The organism is Pseudomonas sp. P1_F7, assembly GCF_056405655.1.
This window is the reverse complement of the sequence record NZ_JBFUBR010000015.1, coordinates 1-17,573: the sequence shown is the minus strand read 5'-3', so window position 1 is coordinate 17,573 and position 17,573 is coordinate 1. Positions and strand designations below refer to the sequence as shown.

The 17,573-nt window shown below is 61.2% G+C and carries 13 protein-coding genes and 1 rRNA gene; 6 read left to right on the top strand and 8 right to left on the bottom strand.

All coding sequences use genetic code 11. The features are described from left to right. Positions 1 to 45: 45 nt before the first annotated feature. Complete coding sequence (gene mdaB, locus AC1D1M_RS22670) at positions 46 to 636, bottom strand: NADPH:quinone oxidoreductase MdaB (protein WP_477777337.1); 591 nt, start codon at positions 634 to 636, stop codon at positions 46 to 48. A gap of 163 nt (positions 637 to 799) precedes the next feature. Between mdaB and AC1D1M_RS22665 the strand changes: the two genes are divergently transcribed. Continuing rightward, positions 800 to 1,114, top strand: coding sequence for a putative quinol monooxygenase (locus tag AC1D1M_RS22665; protein ID WP_477777336.1), 315 nt, complete (start codon positions 800 to 802; stop codon positions 1,112 to 1,114). Here the strand turns inward: AC1D1M_RS22665 and AC1D1M_RS22660 are convergent. Continuing rightward, entirely contained in the window at positions 1,104 to 1,868 is a 765-nt protein-coding gene (locus AC1D1M_RS22660; RefSeq protein ID WP_477777335.1) for a sulfite exporter TauE/SafE family protein, read from the bottom strand. The genes AC1D1M_RS22665 and AC1D1M_RS22660 overlap by 11 nt on opposite strands. A 222-nt stretch (positions 1,869 to 2,090) precedes the next feature. On the opposite strand from AC1D1M_RS22660, the gene AC1D1M_RS22655 reads away from it, so the two are divergent. The 4 genes from AC1D1M_RS22655 (at position 2,091) to AC1D1M_RS22640 (ending at position 4,468) form a co-directional block, all read left to right on the top strand. Beyond that, positions 2,091 to 2,975 carry a LysR substrate-binding domain-containing protein gene (locus tag AC1D1M_RS22655; protein WP_477777334.1) on the top strand — a complete coding sequence of 295 codons (885 nt, stop codon included), beginning with the start codon at positions 2,091 to 2,093 and terminating at the stop codon, positions 2,973 to 2,975. Between the two features lie 42 nt (positions 2,976 to 3,017). Further along, on the top strand, positions 3,018 to 3,596 hold the full coding sequence (locus AC1D1M_RS22650; protein WP_477777333.1) for an NAD(P)H-dependent oxidoreductase: 579 nt from the start codon (positions 3,018 to 3,020) through the stop codon (positions 3,594 to 3,596). 49 nt (positions 3,597 to 3,645) lie between these two features. Continuing rightward, positions 3,646 to 4,017, top strand: coding sequence for a MerR family transcriptional regulator (locus AC1D1M_RS22645; protein WP_477777332.1), 372 nt, complete (start codon positions 3,646 to 3,648; stop codon positions 4,015 to 4,017). A gap of 106 nt (positions 4,018 to 4,123) precedes the next feature. Beyond that, on the top strand, positions 4,124 to 4,468 hold the full coding sequence (locus AC1D1M_RS22640) for a cupin domain-containing protein (RefSeq protein ID WP_046038617.1): 345 nt from the start codon (positions 4,124 to 4,126) through the stop codon (positions 4,466 to 4,468). A 49-nt stretch (positions 4,469 to 4,517) separates the two neighbouring features. Here the strand turns inward: AC1D1M_RS22640 and mmsB are convergent, their stop codons facing one another. Beyond that, positions 4,518 to 5,405, bottom strand: a complete 888-nt coding sequence (mmsB, locus tag AC1D1M_RS22635) for a 3-hydroxyisobutyrate dehydrogenase (RefSeq protein ID WP_057716518.1) — start codon at positions 5,403 to 5,405, stop codon at positions 4,518 to 4,520. A 10-nt stretch (positions 5,406 to 5,415) separates the two neighbouring features. Continuing rightward, a complete protein-coding gene (locus tag AC1D1M_RS22630; protein WP_477777331.1) occupies positions 5,416 to 6,942 on the bottom strand; it encodes a CoA-acylating methylmalonate-semialdehyde dehydrogenase in 1,527 nt (508 codons plus the stop codon). A 150-nt stretch (positions 6,943 to 7,092) separates the two neighbouring features. Between AC1D1M_RS22630 and AC1D1M_RS22625 the strand changes: the two genes are divergently transcribed. After that, positions 7,093 to 8,043, top strand: a complete 951-nt coding sequence (locus AC1D1M_RS22625; RefSeq protein ID WP_150728381.1) for a LysR family transcriptional regulator — start codon at positions 7,093 to 7,095, stop codon at positions 8,041 to 8,043. 4 nt (positions 8,044 to 8,047) lie between these two features. On the opposite strand, the gene recD is transcribed toward AC1D1M_RS22625, so the two are convergent. The 4 genes from recD to rrf all read right to left on the bottom strand — a co-directional run bounded on the left by recD (position 8,048) and on the right by rrf (position 17,558). Further along, a complete protein-coding gene (recD, locus tag AC1D1M_RS22620) occupies positions 8,048 to 10,156 on the bottom strand; it encodes an exodeoxyribonuclease V subunit alpha (protein WP_477777330.1) in 2,109 nt (702 codons plus the stop codon). Continuing rightward, positions 10,153 to 13,842: an exodeoxyribonuclease V subunit beta gene (gene recB / locus AC1D1M_RS22615; RefSeq protein ID WP_477777329.1), complete on the bottom strand. Its 3,690-nt coding sequence runs from the start codon at positions 13,840 to 13,842 to the stop codon at positions 10,153 to 10,155. The genes recD and recB overlap by 4 nt, the downstream gene beginning before the upstream one ends. Beyond that, positions 13,842 to 17,291, bottom strand: a complete 3,450-nt coding sequence (gene recC / locus AC1D1M_RS22610; RefSeq protein WP_477777328.1) for an exodeoxyribonuclease V subunit gamma — start codon at positions 17,289 to 17,291, stop codon at positions 13,842 to 13,844. Before recC ends, recB begins: the two co-directional genes overlap by 1 nt. 156 nt (positions 17,292 to 17,447) lie before the next feature. After that, positions 17,448 to 17,558 (bottom strand): 5S ribosomal RNA (gene rrf / locus AC1D1M_RS22605). Positions 17,559 to 17,573: the final 15 nt, after the last annotated feature.

Here is a 17,573-nt window from a genome sequence, read left to right as displayed (position 1 = left end):
GGCGCTGCGATCTTCCTGGCCGTTGCATCGGATAGTAGCCGAGCGTTAAGCCTTGAGGCCAAACACCTCAGCCAAATGCTGCTCATAGCGCACCACATCACCTTCGATGTTCGGGCGCTTCATCACGTCCACGCAGAGGAACGTCGGCAAACCGGTCATGCCCAGGAACTCGTTGGCCTTGTGGAACGGGAAGTACACCGCGTCCACACCTTTGGCTTCGAAGAAATCGGTCGGGTCGTCGAAGGCTTGCTGCGGGGCGTTCCAGGTCAGCGACAGCATGTACTGCTTGCCGTGAATCAGGCCGCCGCTGCCGTACTTCTGCGACGCGTCCGAACGGGTGCGACCATCGCTGGCATAGAGGCTGCCATGACCTTCGGTGAAGACTTCATCGATGTACTTTTTCACGGTCCACGGCGCGCCCATCCACCAGCCGGGCATCTGGTAAATGATCACGTCGGCCCAGAGGAACTTGGCCACTTCTTCGGCGACGTCGTAGCCCTCGTCGATGAAAGTGGTTTTGACATCCACACCGCCGCGATCCAGCACGCTCAGCGCGGCTTCATGCAGGGTGGCGTTGTAGCGGCCGTCGGAGTGCGCAAATCTTTTGCCGCCATTGAGCAACAGGACTTTTTTCATGGGAGATCTCGGGAAGGGTCGGGAATCGGATGGCGGCAGAGTACCGATCGGCCTCGCGCGGAGTAAGCGTCGATTTGGCAAAATTCATTTGACCTACAAGCACGAATCAATAGGCGATTGTTGCCTTAGACTGGGGCCAGTTCTGACTTGAGGAGAGATGTAGATGAGTGAAATCCAGGGCTTCATCCTGCAGGCCAAGACCCGACCGGAAAAATCCGACGCCTTCGAAGCGTTTTTCAGCGGCTACGTGCAAGCGAGCCGAGCCGAACCCGGTTGCATCGAATACCACATGTTGCGCGACAAACAGGACCCGACCCTGTTCATCTTCTACGAGATCTGGCAATCCCAGGCCCACCTCGACGTGCACTCGAACCTGCCACACATGAAGCAGTTCCTCGAGCAGCGTGATGAATACCTGGAGCGGGACTTCGAGATCCGCGCCATCGAGATGATCAGCCCGTCGTCCGCTAGCCGCTGATCAGCAAATGGCCGCCGAGCACACCCAGGCCAACGAAAAACACGCGTTTGAACCACAGGGCGCTGATCCGCTGGCGCAGCGATTGCCCCAGCCACATGCCGAGCATGGCCGGGATCAGCGCCAGCAGCGATGCGCTCAACTCGCCCCCACCGAGAGCGCCGCCCCATAGCAAGCCACCGGCCAGGGCCAGGGTCGAAACGGTGAACGACAGGCCCAGCGCCTGCACCAGTTCGTCCTTGCTCAAGCCCAGTGCTTGCAGGTACGGCACCGCTGGAATCACGAACACGCCGGTGGCCGAAGTGATGACGCCGGTCAGCACGCCGCACAGCGGACCGAGCCAGCGTTCGCTGCGCCGCCCCACGCGCAGAGTCGGCAGGAACAAACCGCTCAGCGCATACAGCAACAATGCCGCGCCCAACCCTCGCAACACCCAATGGCCACCGCTCATGCCGATCCATAGCGTGCCAGCCCCGGTGCCGATGAAAATCGCCAGCAGCATCGGCCACAACCGTTTGACCAGCCCCGACAGATGCCCGCCGAATGCCAGTTGCCAGACGTTGGTGAGTGTCGCCGGAATGATCAGCAGCGCCGCAGCCTGCGTCGGCGCCATAGCCAGACCGAGCAGGCCCATGGCAACGGTCGGCAGGCCGAGGCCGATCACGCCCTTGATCATGCCGGCCAGCACAAAGGTGCCGATGACCAACAGCGAAAGGGCAAACCCGAGATTCTGATAAAACGCCGAGAGTGTATTCATGGGGCCATGGTGAGCCCGCGGGGGTTGATTGAAAATCTGCCATATACTGAGGCTGCCTCTTGCTTTGGCAGAGGCTGAGTATTTCGCTGAAGCGACTGGCATCTTCGCGGGCAAGCCCGCTCCCACAGGTAACCGAGTTCTCGCAGAAGAAATGCGATCCCCTGTGGGAGCGAGCTTGCTCGCGATGGCGGCCTCCCAGACAACAAAAATCCGGGGATGACAATGCACTTCGACCTGACCGACCTGCGCCTGTACCTGAACATCCTCGACACCGGCAACATCACCGCCGGCGCCGCACGCAGCCATTTGTCCCTCGCGGCGGCCAGCGCACGCATCCGTGCCATGGAGTCGTCGTTGGGCACCGAGTTTCTCGAACGGGGTCGCCGTGGCGTCACGCCCACAGCCGCAGGCAAAGTCTTGGCGCAACACGCCCGGGTCCTGCTGCAACAGGCCGAACGCCTGCAACAGGAACTGGCCGAATACGCCCAGGGCGTCAAAGGCCAGGTGCGGCTGCTGTGCAACACCACGGCGATCACCGAGTACCTGCCAGAGTTGCTCGCGGATTTCCTGCACAGCCATCCCAACCTAGACATTGACCTGCAGGAACTGCCCAGCACCCGAATCACCCATGCCTTGCGCCAAGGGGCGGCGGACCTCGGCATCGTTTCCGACGCGGTGGACACCGATGACCTGCAAACCCGAGCATTCCGCGATGATCCGCTGGTGCTGATCATGCCTCGGGAACACCCCTTGGCACAGGCGACCGCAGTGAACTTTACCGACACGCTGCATCACGACTACGTCGGCCTGAATGCCAACAGCGCCTTGGCGGTGTACCTGGAAGAGCAGGCACTGCACGCCGGCCTGCGCATGCAGATTCGCATCCGTGCCGATGGCTTCGATGGCGTGATGCGCATGGTCGCCCGAGGGGCGGGGTTGGCAATCGTACCCTTGGCGGCGGTCGAACGCAGTTCAGACGGACTGTCCTTCAAAAGCCTCGCCCTGCAAGAACCCTGGGGCCAACGCAAACTGTTGCTCTGTGCCCGGGACTTCACCGCATTACCCGGCTATGCCAAGACCCTGCTGCACGCCTTGACTCTCCCCTGAGGGGCAGACTTTATCCTTGAGGTTTGATCTTCAAGGACAGCGATGATGGGTAAACGAATACTGGTGATCCTCGGGCATCCGTCCAGCAACAGTTTCTGCGCCGCCCTTGCCGAGCGTTACATTCAGTCGGCAGTGCGCGCCGGGCATGAGGTACGTCAATTGTTTCTGGGCAGCATGGATTTTGACCCGGTACTGCGCGAAGGTTATCGGCAGGTCCAGCCACTGGAAGCCGACCTGCGTAACGCCCAGGCCGATATCCTCTGGGCCGAACAGCTGACGCTGGTTTATCCGATCTGGTGGGGTGGTGTACCGGCCTTGCTCAAGGGCTTTTTCGACCGGGTGTTCTTACCGGGGTTTGCCTTCAAGTATCGACAAGGCAAAGCCTTCCCCGACAAACTTCTGAGCGGCCGAACCGCCCACCTGCTGGTGACCATGGACACGCCGCCCTGGTACTACCGATGGATCTACCGCATGCCCGGTTTGCATCAGGTCCGCAAGACCACCCTGGAATTCTGTGGAATCAAGCCAACCCGAACCCTCACCTTCGGGCCAATTCTCGGCGCCAGCGCAGACCGGCATGCGGCCTGGTTACGCCAAGCCGAAGCTATCGCCAGCGGTTGAGTCGGTCGATAATGCACCGAGCTTTATCCTCGGAGAAAAGGACCTTCCCATGTACATCGGCCAAGCCGCGCAACGTTCCGGCACCACTGTCAAAAGCATCCGTCACTACGAGTCGATTGGCCTGCTGCCTGCCGCTCGCCGCCAGGGCAAGTACCGCATCTACGACCAGCACAGCGTCGACCTGCTGATGTTCATCAAATGTGCCCAGCAGCTTGGGTTCAGGCTCAAGGAATTGCAGTCGGTCTTCGCCGGACATCAGGGCCCGCAGTTGCCATGGGAACGGGCATACCAGGTCCTCGCCAGCAAAAAACAGGAAATCGCCGAGCGGATAGCGGCGCTGTCGCAACAGCACTCGCAATTGGTCGAGTTCGAGAACAGCCTCGAACAATCCAGGCTCGATTGCCCGCTGAACCGTCTTTGAGGGCCGTGCGTTTCTGGACACCTCAGTGTCGACCACAGACAACTGATCGCTGGACAGGCGCTATAGGGTGCGACTTCAGTTCTTGAGCCCACTGCCCGGAGTCATCATGACCGCACCGATTACCGTTCTGCGCGACACCCACCCGCTGCCTGTGCTCGACGCCTGCAAATGGGAAAAACTCGAAGGCGACCCGCACACCGTCAACCTCAATGCCTACACCAGTGAAGACGGCAGCAAGATCATGGGCACCTGGATCTGCACGCCGGGCAAGTGGTACGTGGAATACGTGAAGTGGGAGTACTGCCATTTCCAGGAAGGCTACTGCATCATCACCCCGGAAGGCATGGCCCCGATCCACCTGCGCGCCGGCGACATTTTCGTCGTTGAGCCGGGGATGAAAGGCACCTGGGAAGTGGTGGAAACCGTGCGTAAATATTTCGTGTTTGCCTGATGCAAAAAAACCGGAGCAAGCTCGCTCCCACAGGTTTTCCACCACCCTTCTACTGCGGTTTGCGATAGCCGTTGATGATCGCCGAGAAGTCCTGACCACCCTCCCCACGCAAACTCATCGCCTGATACAACTGCTGGGCCACCGCACCGAGCACCACTGGCTGGTGCGCCTGACGCGCCGCTTCAGTGGCCAGACCCAGGTCCTTGAGCATCAGTTCGGCACCGAAACCACCGGTGTAACCGCGCGACGCTGGCGCCGTTTCAACGATGCCCGGCCACGGGTTGTACATCTCCGAACTCCAGCAACGTCCAGTGGAACTGTTGATGATGCCCGCCAGCACCTTGGTGTCGATGCCCAGGGCATCGCCCAGCGCCATGGCTTCGCTGACGCCGACCATGGAAATCCCCAGCAGCAGGTTGTTGCAGATTTTAGCGATTTGCCCGGTGCCGACCTCACCACAATGGACGATGTTGCGGCCCATTTGCGCCAGTACCGGTTGCAGGGTGGCGAACAGTTCGGGGGTGGCGCCGACCATGAAGGTCAGTGTCCCGGCGGCTGCACCACCGGTGCCGCCAGAGACCGGCGCATCGGCCATGGCCACGCCCTGTTTGGCAGCGGCGGCGGCCACGTCCCGCGCGGTCTGCGGATCGATGGTGCTGCAATCCACGGCCGGTACACCCTTGCCGATACCGGCGAGCACGCCGTCTTCACCCAGCCACACACTGCGCACATGCACCGCGGCAGGCAGCATGGTGATGACCAGTTCGGCGCCCTCTGCCGCTTCACGGGCCGATGCACTGATACTGCCGCCCAGTTGTTCCAGCTCCGCCAGCACAGCTTTGTTCAAGTCCACCAGGCGCAGTGCATGGCCGGCCTTGATCAGGTTGCGCGCCATCGGCGCGCCCATGTTGCCCAGACCGATAAAAGCGATTTTCATGTCCGGCTCCTTAACGCAGGTTGATGGTGGTGTTCACACCGTCGTTGACGCTGTCGTCATCGAACCAGCGACTGGTGACGGTCTTGGTCTGAGTGTAGAACTGCACCACTTGCTTGCCATACGGGCCGAGGTCGCCGAGCTTGGAACCGCGCGAACCGGTGAAGCTGAAGAACGGGACCGGCACTGGAATCGGGATGTTGATGCCGACCTGGCCGACGTCGATTTCGTTCTGGAATTTACGTGCCGCCGCGCCGCTCTGGGTGAACAAGCCCGTGCCGTTGCCGAACGGGTTGGCGTTGACTAGGGCGATGGCCTCGTCGAGCGTATTGACTTCCAGCACCACCAGCACCGGGCCGAAGATTTCCTGGGTGTAGATCTGCATGTCGGTGGTCACGCCGGAGAACAGGGTCGGGCCGACAAAGTTACCCTTCTCGTAACCGGGAACCGAGATCTCGCGACCGTCCAGTTCCAGTTTGGCGCCTTCCTTGATGCCGCTTTCGATCAGGTCGAGAATCCGCGCCTTGGCCTTTTTCGAGATCACCGGGCCGACGTCGGTGCCCGGCTCGCTGCCGGCATTGACCTTGAGCTTCTGCGCCAGCGCCTTGAGATCCGGCAGCCACTGCTTGGCCGCGCCCACCAGCACCACCACCGAGGTGGCCATGCAGCGTTGACCGGCAGCACCGAAACCGGCACCCACCAGCGCATTCAGCGCTTGTTCGCGATTGGCGTCTGGCAGCACCACGGCGTGGTTCTTCGCGCCCATCATCGATTGCACGCGTTTGCCGTTTTTACCGGCCAGGTCGTAGACGTGAGTGCCGACGGCAGTCGAGCCGACGAAGGAAACCGCCTTGATATCTTTATGGGTGCACAGGCCGTCCACCACATCCTTGCCGCCGTGCACGACGTTGAGCACGCCAGCCGGAATACCCGCCTCAATCGCCAGCTCCACCAGCAGCATGGTCGACATCGGGTCCTGTTCGGACGGCTTGAGCACGAAGGTGTTGCCGCAGGCGATGGCCATCGGGAACATCCACAGCGGAATCATCGCCGGGAAGTTGAACGGGGTAATGCCGGCGCACACGCCGATTGGCTGGCGCAGGGTATAGGTGTCGACGCCACCGGCGACGTTTTCAGCGAATTCGCCCATTTGCAGGCTGCCGATGGAGCAGGCGTGCTCGACCACTTCCAGCCCACGGAAAATGTCGCCTTCGGCGTCGGCAATTGTCTTGCCCTGCTCGGCACTCAGGACCGCGGCGATGCGCTTGGAGTGTTCGCGAATCAGCGCCTGGAGCTTGAGCATGATGCGCATCCGCGCGCCGATGGGCGTCAGCTTCCAGGTCTGGAAAGCGCGATGGGCGGCGCTGATGGCTGCGTCGACTTCTTCGGCGGTGGCAAACGGCACTTTGGCCAGCACTTGCTGGGTCGCCGGGTTGATGATGTCGTGCCATTCGGTGGTCTTGGATTCGACCCACTGACCGTCGATCAACAGTTTGACCTTTTGCACGGTGGTTTCGTTGGGCGTGAGCGATACGTTCATGTGGGTCTCCGGATGCTTGTTTTTATCTTGGGAGCCAAGGCGAGAAAGTCGCCTTGAGATGAGGCGTGTGTCGCGAATTGGTTGTCGGACTGTTTTTGGAGTATAGATGTGCAAACTTCTAATATGAACGCACATAAAAACCGGTCCAACATGCAAAAAAACATCACCTCCCTCGGCTCGCTGAACTGGGATGACCTCAAGTTTTTCCTTGAAGTCGCCCGCACCCGCAAGGCCAGCACCGCGGCCAAGCGCCTGGCGGTGGACTACACCACGGTGTCGCGGCGCATCAGTTCCCTGGAAACCGCGTTGGGCACATTGCTGTTCGAAAAATCCCGGACCAACGGTTTTGTCCTGACCGCCGAAGGCCAGCGGTTGATGGGGTATGCCGAGTCGATCGAAAGTACCCTGCACATGGCGTGCGAGCAGGTTTCCGGGTCCGGCGTGGCGCTGTCCGGGCATGTGCGCATGGGCTGCACCGAAGGCTTCGGCAGCTTTTTCATCACGCCGCAGCTGAGCCACTTCGTCGACACCTATCCGGCCATTTCGGTGGATATCCTGCCGCTGCCGCACTTCATCAGCCTGTCCAAGCGCGAGGCCGACATCGTCATCGCCCTGGAGCGTCCCGAGCATGGCCCGTACGTCTGCTGCAAACTGTGCGACTACCGATTGCAGCTGTACGCGACCCAGGATTATCTGGACAACCACCCGCCAATCCGCAAACCAGCCGATTTGGCCAAGCATTCATTTATCAGTTACGTCGACGACCTGGCATTCAGCTCGGAGCTGCTGTACCTGGCCAACGTATTGCCCGGCGCCAGTGCCAACCTGCGCAGCACCAGCGTGATCGCGCAGTTCGTGGCCGCGCAGCAAGGACGCTCACTGGCGATCCTGCCGTGCTTCCTCGCCACCCAGGACCCGCGCCTGCTGCCAGTGTTGCCGCAGGAAATCAATATCACCCGACAGTTCTGGATGTACTGCCGCGAAGACCTGCGCAAGCTCAAGCGGATTACCCTGTTGTGGGATTACATCCGCGAGGTCACCGAGCAGAATCAGGGCCTGCTGATGGGAGAAAGCCGGGAGATGCTGTTTGCCGATGACTGACCTTTCAGCCTGTCGGCTCGCGGCCTTCCTTTAGCTCCAGCATCAGTCCGCTCAGGCGTTTGACCCGGCGTTTCACCGCCTCTTCAAACACGCCCGCACGCGACTCGATCAAGGTGAACCAGTCCTTGGCCCGGGTAATGCCGGTGTAGATCAACTCCTTGGTGAGCACCGGGTTCAAGGCATCGGGAAGAATCAACGCGGTATGTGCGAACTCCGAGCCCTGGGATTTATGCACGGTCATGGCGTACACGGTTTCGACATCATTCAGGCGACTGGGCAGGACAAATCGCACACCACCCTGGCCATCATTGCGTGGGAACGCCACACGCAGAACCTGTTTTCCAGTCCCGCGGCCTTCCTGTTCCGGGAGCTTGAGGGCAATGCCGATATCGCCGTTCATCAAACCCAGCCCGTAATCGTTGCGGGTCATCAGGACAGGTCGACCTTCGTACCACTGCTGGTCGCTGTCGATCAGGCGCGCCCTGAGCAATGCCTCCGTCACCCGCTGGTTCAAGCCCTCCACACCCCATGGCCCCTTGCGCACGGCACATAACAACTGGAACGCGTCGAAGGCCTGCAGCACTTGTCGAGCCCAATCAATCCAGCGCGAATCTTCCAGCGGGCTGTCCAGTGGCGGTCGCTGATTGCGCAGCACGCTCAGGTATTGTCGATAACCCTGCGGCCCCTCACCGTGGCCGTCGAGAAGCAAACGTTCCAAAGCCCGGTCCTGCTCCCCCTTGAGGGCCAGGCAATACACATCGTCATGGCTTCGCGCAGACAACAACTTGCGGGCTTCTTCGGGTTGCTGCTGATTAACCCAACGAGCGAGTTGACCAATACCGCTGCCCTCACCGAATCGCCGGGAATGGCGCAACATCACGACCTGTTGGGCCAATGGATGAGTGCCCTGCGTGTCCTCCTGCAATCCGCTGGCCTGCAAACTTTCGCCGCTGACGGCTTCCAGCCACTGGCGTGTCTGCGGGCTGTACCAGCCAGCCTCAGCGTCGCGACACAGATCCCCCAGTACCGCACCGGCTTCTACCGAAGCCAGTTGATCCTTGTCACCCAACAGCACGAGGCGCGCATGGGCCGGCAAGGCGTCGAGCAGGTTGGCCATCATTTCCAGGTCGATCATCGAGGCCTCGTCCACCACCAACACATCCAGCGGCAGGCGATTACCCGCGTGGTGCCGGAAATGACGAGTCCCGGGTCGGCTGCCGAGCAGGCGGTGAACGGTGGTGACGTCGGAGGGGATCTTGTCTCGTATGTCTTGGGCGACCTTCAAGGTCCGGACTTGCTGGCTGATGGATTCCGTCAGACGCGCAGCGGCCTTGCCGGTCGGTGCGGCGAGGCGAATACGCAGGGGCATGCCAGCCTCGACCGCCGGCGCCTGGAGCAACGCCAGCAAGCGCACGACGGTGGTGGTCTTGCCGGTTCCCGGCCCCCCCGTGACGATGCTGAATGCACTGCGCGTCGCCAGGGCGCAGGCCAGCTTCTGCCAGTCGATCACTTCACCCGGCCGGGCAGGACCAAACAACCCGGTGAGGCGCTGGAGCAAGTCGTTCGGCGTGGATTCGTGTTGCGTCAGACGCTCGCGCAGCGAAAGGTCGATCCGTCGCTCGTAAGCCCAATAGCGGCGCAGGTACAAGCGTTTTCCCGATAACACCAAAGGCCGGTCGCGCACGTTGTCACGACTGTCAGCGGCCAGTGCGACCAGGTTGCTGGCGGCCAGCACCTTGCACCAATGAGCACCGTCCAGCGATCCCAGCAATTGCGAGGGCAACAGCATCGCGCCGCCTTGCACGTCACCTTCGGGTGGCAGCGACAGGGCGAAGTCCGGTTCTTTCAGCGTCTCGAACAGGTCGAGGCAGACATGCCCGTGGCCCAACTGGTGGCTGGTCAGCGCGGCTGCCAGCAACACCAACGGATCATCCTCCGGGGCCAGTTCATGCAAAAACGCCACAAAGGCTTTGTCCAGCGCGCGCAACCAGCCACGCTCGACCCAACGCGTGAGCAACAACAGCAAGTCGTCGGCACGACTCAGCGGCGCCAGATCGGCCAGGCTTTCGGCTGCCAGCGATGTGGGCAACAAATCGGCGAATGTGCGACTCATAACAGTACTCCCTGTTCCCAGGCGGGCTCGGCCTTGGGTTCTGGCTTGCCCTGGAACAGTCTGTCCAGACGCTCGATCAGCTCTCTTGGCGGCCGGGCGAAAAACACACCCTGGCTGGCCGCGCGCGTACCGCGCAAAAACAGGTACAACGCACCGCCGACATGCCGGTCGTAGTCGTAATCGGCGAGCCGCGCCTTGAGCTGGCGGTGCAGGGCCAACAGGTACAACACGTATTGCAGGTCATAACGGTTGTCGAGAATCGACTGTTCCATGGCCTGCGCGGTGTAGGCCGCATCATCGACGCCGAGCCAGTTGGATTTGTAGTCGGCCACGTAATAGCGGCCGTCATGTTCGAACGTCAGGTCGATAAAGCCCTTGAACATGCCGTTGAGCAACACCGGTTCTGCGGCGACCCGGGCCACGCCGTTATGGGTGTATTGGCACACCAGCGCATCGAGCTTGAGCACATCGACCTTATGGCTGGCGAACCAGAACTCCATCTCGACCTGATACTGCGTCAACTGGCCGAATACCACCGGTGCCTGGCCGCTGCCCAGTTGCAACGGCGACTTGAGCAGATGCTGCAGCCAGTCACTCAAGGTGCTGATCCAGCCCTCCCAGCCTCGACGGTTGCAGCGACGGGCAATGGCGTCGATCACCTCTTGCGGTGCCGCATCAAAACTCTCGCCTCCCGCCCATTCGAGCAAGCCATGGAGGAAGGTGCCGGGGTTCGGGCCGCGCGGGAAGCGATGGATATCGCCGCCACCGGCCACCACTTCCCTGGGGGCCTGCGGGTCGAGGCGTTCGTCATCGAACAGTTTTTGCGCCTGCGGGCTCTCCGGCGCCTCGTCGGTGCCGACACTCAGGGTGTCGCCAATACGCAACGCGCTGTAGGAAGCGATCCACCAGTTTTCACTGGCCTTGCGTTTCGGAACCCGCGGAACCAACAGCGCAGCGTCGTTTTGCGGTGGCCGGTAATGCTCTGTTGTCGCTTCAGGCATCTCGGCATACGCCAGCGCCGGGCAGTCCTGCTGCAAATCCCGCAACCAAAGCTGTAACGCCGGGGACTCGGCCAAAGGCGCACCACCGCCCAGCAGATAACCCAATGCCGACAGATGCAGCACCGAGCCATTGTTGTTGCCGCGCTTGAGGTCGGCCACCCCCAGCCAGCAGGTGTGTTGCGCCCGGGTCAGGGCGACATAGAGCAAGCGCAGATCCTCGGCCAGACGCTCATCGTCAGCCAGGGCAATCAATTCTGCCGTCGGTTTCAACGTGACCTGGGCATTGCCGGATTCATCGTGGTAGTGCAACGGCAGGCGGCTGCCATCCACCGGTTTCGCCGAGCAAATGAACGGCAGGAACACCAACGGGTATTCAAGGCCTTTGGACTTGTGAATGGTCACGACCTTGACCAATTGCTCATCACTTTCCAGACGCAGGATCTGCTCTTCGCCAGCCTGCCCGGACAACGCCAGATGCTCGGACAAATGCCGGATCAGGGCTTGCTCGCCATCGAGTTCGGCGGCGGCTTGTTGCAGCAGTTCGAAAAGGTGCAGAAGGTTGGTCAAGACGCGCTCGCCGTCACTGCGGGCGATCAGCGCCTGGGGCAGGCGGAAGTCGTGCAGCAGGCGTCGCAGCATCGGCAGTACGCCCTGCTTGCGCCAGACTTCGCGATAACCACGGAACTGCATGACCCGGGATTCCCAGGCCAACTCGTCCTGATTCAGCCGCTCCAGCTCAGTCAACGAAAGGTTCAACGTGATGCTGGCCAACGCGGCCCGCAACGGACGCTCGACATCCGGCTCGGCGCAGGCCTTGAGCCAGGTCAGCACGTCATGCGCCTCCTGGGCGGCGAACACCGAGTCCTTGTCCGACAGGTAAACACTGCGCACGCCACGGGCGGCCAATTGCGCACGAACCGCCTGCGCCTCCTTGCCGTCGCGTACCAGGATGGCGATGTCCGCCGGCAGCAGGCCCCTGAAGGCTTTGCCGTCCTGGGTGAACCCCGCTTGCCCCTGCTGTCCGCCATTGAGCAATGCCGTGATTTCACTGGCGCAGGCAGCCGCCAGCTGTTGCCGGTACACCGCACCGGACAACGGTTGTTCGGCCGGCAAGTGCCAGATGTTCAAGGCCGGGATTGCCTGGTCATTGATGCGCAAGACTTCTTTGCGGCCCTGGGAGGCAACCGGCGTGAACGGAACCGGGTTGTCGCCATTCCTCTCCCGAAAGAGGAAAGCGCCGCGTCCTGACTCCCGGGCTTCGGCGCGCTCGAACACATGGTTCACTGCGTTGACCATGCCATGGCTTGAGCGGAAGTTGGTGCCCAGGGTGTGCAGGCGGCCAGTGGTGGCCTGGCGGGCGCGCAGGTAGGTATGGATGTCGGCGCCGCGAAAAGCGTAGATCGCCTGTTTCGGGTCGCCGATCAGGAACAGACCGCACTCGGTGCTGTTCTCTTCAATGCGGTAGATGCTCTCGAAGATCCGGTATTGCACAGGGTCGGTGTCCTGGAACTCATCGATCAGGGCGACCGGAAACTGTTCACGAATCAGGGTTGCCAGTCGCTCGCCGCCATCGGACTGCAAGGCCGCATCAAGGCGCAGCAACATGTCGTCGAAACCCATTTCCGCGCGGCGGCGTTTCTCTTCCTCGAATCGCGCCCCGACCCAACGGGCCGCGTGTTGCAGTACGGCGGCATCAGGTGTCGGCAACCCATCGAGGCAGGCCTTGAGGCCGGCCATCGCATCGAGCCCCGGATGTCGAGGCGCCTCACCTTTCCAGGCTTCAGCCATGCCATCAGGAGTCAGGCGAGTGAAACCGGTGCCGATATCCAGTTGCTCAAGGGATTCTTCCTCGGCCCAGGCTTTGATTTTTTCAAACCAGGGCTCGAAATAGCGTGCCTGCATCTTGCGACCGTCGACAGCCTTGCTGGCAACGCCCTGGTGACAGATCGCAAGCAACTCGTCCGCCCACTGCAGCCAGGGTTTCTTGAGTTCGATCAGGGCAGCCCGTCGCTCTTGCAAGCATTGCGAAATCACTTCGGCGGGTTCTTTCCCTTCAAGGGTATCGCGCTCGCTGGCGAACAGTGCACGAATCCGCGGCAGCAGCGCCGCCGGCCCGCCCCAATTGCTGCGCACCCAATTCAAGGCGTCACCTTGCATCGGGTAGCAGAACAGCCGCCAGTAATCGCGCAGGACTTCCCCCAGCAAGTCGCTGTGGTCGGTTTCCAGGGTCTGGGTAAACAGGCTGCCACTGTCGAATGCGTGCTCGCGCAACATGCGCTGGCACCAACTGTGGATAGTCGAAACCGCCGCCTCGTCCATCCACTGGGCGGCGATATCCAGGCGGTTTGCGCACCCGGGCCATTGCTCGGGCAAGTACTGATCACGCAACTCGGCAATCAGGCTGTCGGGGGCAGGTGTTTCATCGCGAAAATATCGTGCGGCCTCAGCGAGCCGCGTGCGAATGCGTTCGCGCAGCTCTTTGGTAGCGGCGTCAGTGAACGTCACGACGAGGATTTGCGGCGGCAACAGCTCACGTCCGAAGCCACTGTCCTCCCCGCCGTTGCCAAGCACCAGACGCAGGTACAACGCGGAAATGGTGAAGGTCTTGCCGGTGCCGGCACTGGCTTCGATCAGTTGGCTGCCGCGCAGCGGGAATGCCAGGGCCAGAGGTGTCTTTGTGCTCATCAGCGCGACTCCTCGCTGGACAGTGAACGCCAGGGTGCTTCAAGAAGCGGGCGATAGAGCGCGTCACACCACTGGGGGAACGTCTCGTCGGCGACCAAGGCATCGTAATCGGCGAATTGGCGAGCCAGTGCCGGGCTTTCGCGGCGCTCTCCGTCCGTCGTTTGCCCATCCCCTTCATAGGCCTTGCGCGCAGCGGCTTCGGCTTTGACCGGGTCGGTTTGCCCAAGCCACGCAAAGGCTGTCTTGACCGCTATCGGCAGAGGCTGGCGCATCCCCGACTGCCAGGCCATCAACAGATCACCGAGAATTGTCCGCGCCGTGGACTGGTCCAGCGGACCGAGTAACAGGCTGTCGTCGCTGGCCACCAATGCGGTGGTCAGCGCCATGCCACTGGCACACGCCATCAGATGATTGACCCAGGGGCGTGTCAGTCGATGCCATTTGCGCGACTTGATCGAGCCGATACTGTTGGGGATCGTTGTGACAGACAACAACCCCCCATCAGCACGCTGATGCAAGCCGCTGAGCCAGCCCTCGATGTGCAGGCCCTGCAGTTCAAGACTGACGGGCAACGCGCTGCTGAGGGGAGTTGGCCACAGCGCCAGGAGCTGTTGGTGGCGTTGCAGCAAGTCAGGCAATGGCTCGATCAACTCCCGTTGCAGGCACTCACCGAATCCGGCCATGGGCAGCAGCCCGCTGTTCTGCAAGCGTTTCGCCTGGTCCTCCAGTGCCTGCCCGGAATTTCCCGGATCTGCCAGCGCCGCTTCGAGCAAACGGTCGCTGAGGCTGTAACGCTGCAACGCATCCAGGACAAAGGGCTCTTCATCGGCCAGCGGCACTTCCGCCGCCTCGAAGAAGACTTTCAGTCGCTGGCTGAAAAAATGCCGTACCGGATTGCGCAGGAAATCCTGCACCTGACCGAGACTCAGTGGTTCGTCCTGAACGTGGGGCCCGAGCACTTCGGCACTTGCCTGTTGCTCTGCCGCCTGATGAAGCACCTGCCATTCGCTGGCGTAGCTGAACGACTCATCCCCGTCGTGAAAGTAGCGAGCACTGAAGGGTTGCAATGGGTGTTCCCGGGTCATGGCTTCCAGCAGATCCTCTTCGCCTTGCAGCAATCGCCAACCGCTGGCCAAGTGATCACGCAACTGACCGATCAGCACCGACGCAGGCCGCTCGCTGTTATCGCGGATGCTGCGGCCCACCCAACTGATGTAGAGCTGGTCCCTTGCCGACAGCAAGGCTTCCAGTAGCAGGTAGCGGTCGTCTTCGCGCCGGGAGCGATCACCCGGGCGGTAATCACTGCCCATCAGATCGAAATCCAGTGGCGGCTGCGCGCGCGGATAATCGCCGTCATTCATGCCCAGCAGGCACACCAGTTTGAACGGGATGGCGCGCATGGGCATCAAGGTGCAGAAGTTGACCGCACCGGCCAGAAAACGCTGGGACAAACGGCCCTGATCCAGACCTGCAAGCCAGGCTTCACGGACCACGGTCAGCGGCAACTCATCCTGCAACCCGACGGATTCGCAGGTCTCGAGCCAGGTCTCGCGCAGCTCTTCGAGCTGGGCCAGCAAGTAGTCATCGTGTTCGTTACCGGCTAGGAAGAACAACTGCACCAAAGCCTGCAAGCGCAAGCCCCATTGCCCCGGCGATGCAGGCTGAGAGAGTTCGTGGTGAGCCACTTCCAGCGCGTCCAGCAACGCCACCAGCGGACCGATGAGCGCAGCGTCCAGACCACCGATCTCGTCGTAGGGTTCGATACCCGCATAAGCATCGGCGCCGCCAACGGCATAACCGAGCAGCATCCGTCGCAAGCCGAAACGCCAGCTGTTTTGCTCCAGTTCATCAGGCAGCCCGAGCCCGGCACGTTGTTCGGCATTCATGCCCCAGCGAATGCCGGCACCTTCGATCCAGCGGTGCAGCGTCGGCAGGTCACGCTCCTCGACGCCAAAACGAGCACGCAGTGCGGGGACGTCCAGCAGATCGAGAATCTCACTGACAGGGAATCGGCTGTCAGGCAGCTTGAGCAGGTGCTCCACAGCAATCAGTAATGGATCGCGACCACGCTGGCCCTGGTCAGCCAGGGTAAACGGAATGAAGCGCGGATCCTGGCGGTCAAGCTGACCAAACACGGCACGAATATGCGGTGCGTAGCTGTCGATGTCCGGAACCATCACGATGATGTCCCGGGGTCGCAGTGTCGGGTTGGCGCTGAAGCGTGCTAGCAGCTGATCGTGGAGGATCTCGACTTCTCGCTGGGCGCTATGGGCGATGTGAAAACGGATCGATTCGTCCTGCTCAAGATCAATAGCTGGCCAACGCTCCCGAGTCTCATTGAGGGGGCGCAACTCGAGGATGTCGTCCTGCAACTGGTTGAGCACGTTCAGCGGCTGACCGTCACTGAACAGGTCGATGCGCCCGTCGCGGAATGCCGAACGATAGCTGTTGGGATCGTCATAACTGTCGAGCAGGTTGATGTAGTCCCGCCCCTGCTTGCCCCAGGCAGCCAGCAGCGGGTGGGCATGCTGATGCAGGGTTTGCGGATCGATCACTACCGGCATGCCGCTCTTGCGGGCCTGACGCTTGTATTGATGCCGCAACAGGTCTTTATCGGCGACGATGTCTGCCCAATGGTGACGACACGGGTTGTGTACACACAGCAGGACCTGACTGAATCGTGCCAGTCCCGCCAGCGCTTCCAGAGCTTGAGCAGGCAGCGAAGAAATCCCGAAAACGATCACTCGCGAGGGTAATCCCTTGGGGGCGGCTTCGAGTTGGTTGATACGTTCGACAAATCGCTGATGGACACCGGCACGGCTTTGCGCCATGCCTTCTTCTCCCACATCCAGCAAGAGTGCGCGCCATAACTCTGCCTGCCAGCAATTGGCCGGGGTCAGGGGTTTGGCTTCGCCCCTGGCGCTTCTTGTTTGATGGCGACCTTCCGCCCAGTCTTCGAGCCAGTCGGCTCGGTACACCTGGTATTGGTCGAACAGATCCGCCAGACGCTCAGCCAGTTGATAGCGTTTGCGCAGATCGCTGTCGTGGGTCAGGAAACGCTGCAGCGGCTCGAAGTGCGGCTGATTGATCAACTGCGGCAGCAGGCGCATCAGACGCCAGGTCAGCGGGGCTTTATCAAGCAGGGACTTGACCGGGATTTCGTCGCGGCCAAGGACCATGCGATAGAGCTGCCACATGAAGCTGCCGGGCAACTGCACGTCGATGGCGGCAGCGATGCCGCAGCCTCCCATGTCGTCTTCTTCAGAATCTTCCGCCAGTGCCAGCTTCAGCCATTGGGCAATGCCATTGCTTTGCACCAACGCGATTTCATTCTCCAGGGGAGCCAGCGGGTAGCGCCGCATCCAGCTGACCACCAGGCTGCGCAACTCGTCCAGGCGGTTGCCGTGAACCACCATAAAACCAGCACTGAGGGACGTCGCATCCGGCATAAAGGCTTCCTTGGAAAATACAAACGCCAGGGGCGAACCTTAGCATTGTCGGGAGACGGTGACAGCGTGAACCTGCTCGCTGTTGCTGTACGAACTTTCCTGCGGACAAAAACAAAACCCCTACCTGCGTACGCAGATAGGGGTTTCGGAATTTAATCTTGACGATGACCTACTCTCACATGGGGAAACCCCACACTACCATCGGCGATGCATCGTTTCACTGCTGAGTTCGGGATGGGATCAGCGATGCATCGTTTCACTGCTGAGTTCGGGATGGGATCA

What these genes read in the sequence shown, in the direction of transcription:
- AC1D1M_RS22650 (WP_477777333.1), top strand. Translation starts at nt 3,018, where the DNA reads ATGATGGGTAAACGAATACTGGTGATCCTCGGGCATCCGTCCAGCAAC.
- recB (WP_477777329.1), bottom strand. Translation starts at nt 13,842, where the DNA reads ATGAGCACAAAGACACCTCTGGCCCTGGCATTCCCGCTGCGCGGCAGC.
- recC (WP_477777328.1), bottom strand. Translation starts at nt 17,291, where the DNA reads ATGCCGGATGCGACGTCCCTCAGTGCTGGTTTTATGGTGGTTCACGGC.
- recD (WP_477777330.1), bottom strand. Translation starts at nt 10,156, where the DNA reads ATGAGTCGCACATTCGCCGATTTGTTGCCCACATCGCTGGCAGCCGAA.
- AC1D1M_RS22655 (WP_477777334.1), top strand. Translation starts at nt 2,091, where the DNA reads ATGCACTTCGACCTGACCGACCTGCGCCTGTACCTGAACATCCTCGAC.
- mmsB (WP_057716518.1), bottom strand. Translation starts at nt 5,405, where the DNA reads ATGAAAATCGCTTTTATCGGTCTGGGCAACATGGGCGCGCCGATGGCG.
- AC1D1M_RS22660 (WP_477777335.1), bottom strand. Translation starts at nt 1,868, where the DNA reads ATGAATACACTCTCGGCGTTTTATCAGAATCTCGGGTTTGCCCTTTCG.
- AC1D1M_RS22625 (WP_150728381.1), top strand. Translation starts at nt 7,093, where the DNA reads ATGCAAAAAAACATCACCTCCCTCGGCTCGCTGAACTGGGATGACCTC.
- AC1D1M_RS22665 (WP_477777336.1), top strand. Translation starts at nt 800, where the DNA reads ATGAGTGAAATCCAGGGCTTCATCCTGCAGGCCAAGACCCGACCGGAA.
- AC1D1M_RS22640 (WP_046038617.1), top strand. Translation starts at nt 4,124, where the DNA reads ATGACCGCACCGATTACCGTTCTGCGCGACACCCACCCGCTGCCTGTG.
- mdaB (WP_477777337.1), bottom strand. Translation starts at nt 636, where the DNA reads ATGAAAAAAGTCCTGTTGCTCAATGGCGGCAAAAGATTTGCGCACTCC.
- AC1D1M_RS22630 (WP_477777331.1), bottom strand. Translation starts at nt 6,942, where the DNA reads ATGAACGTATCGCTCACGCCCAACGAAACCACCGTGCAAAAGGTCAAA.
- AC1D1M_RS22645 (WP_477777332.1), top strand. Translation starts at nt 3,646, where the DNA reads ATGTACATCGGCCAAGCCGCGCAACGTTCCGGCACCACTGTCAAAAGC.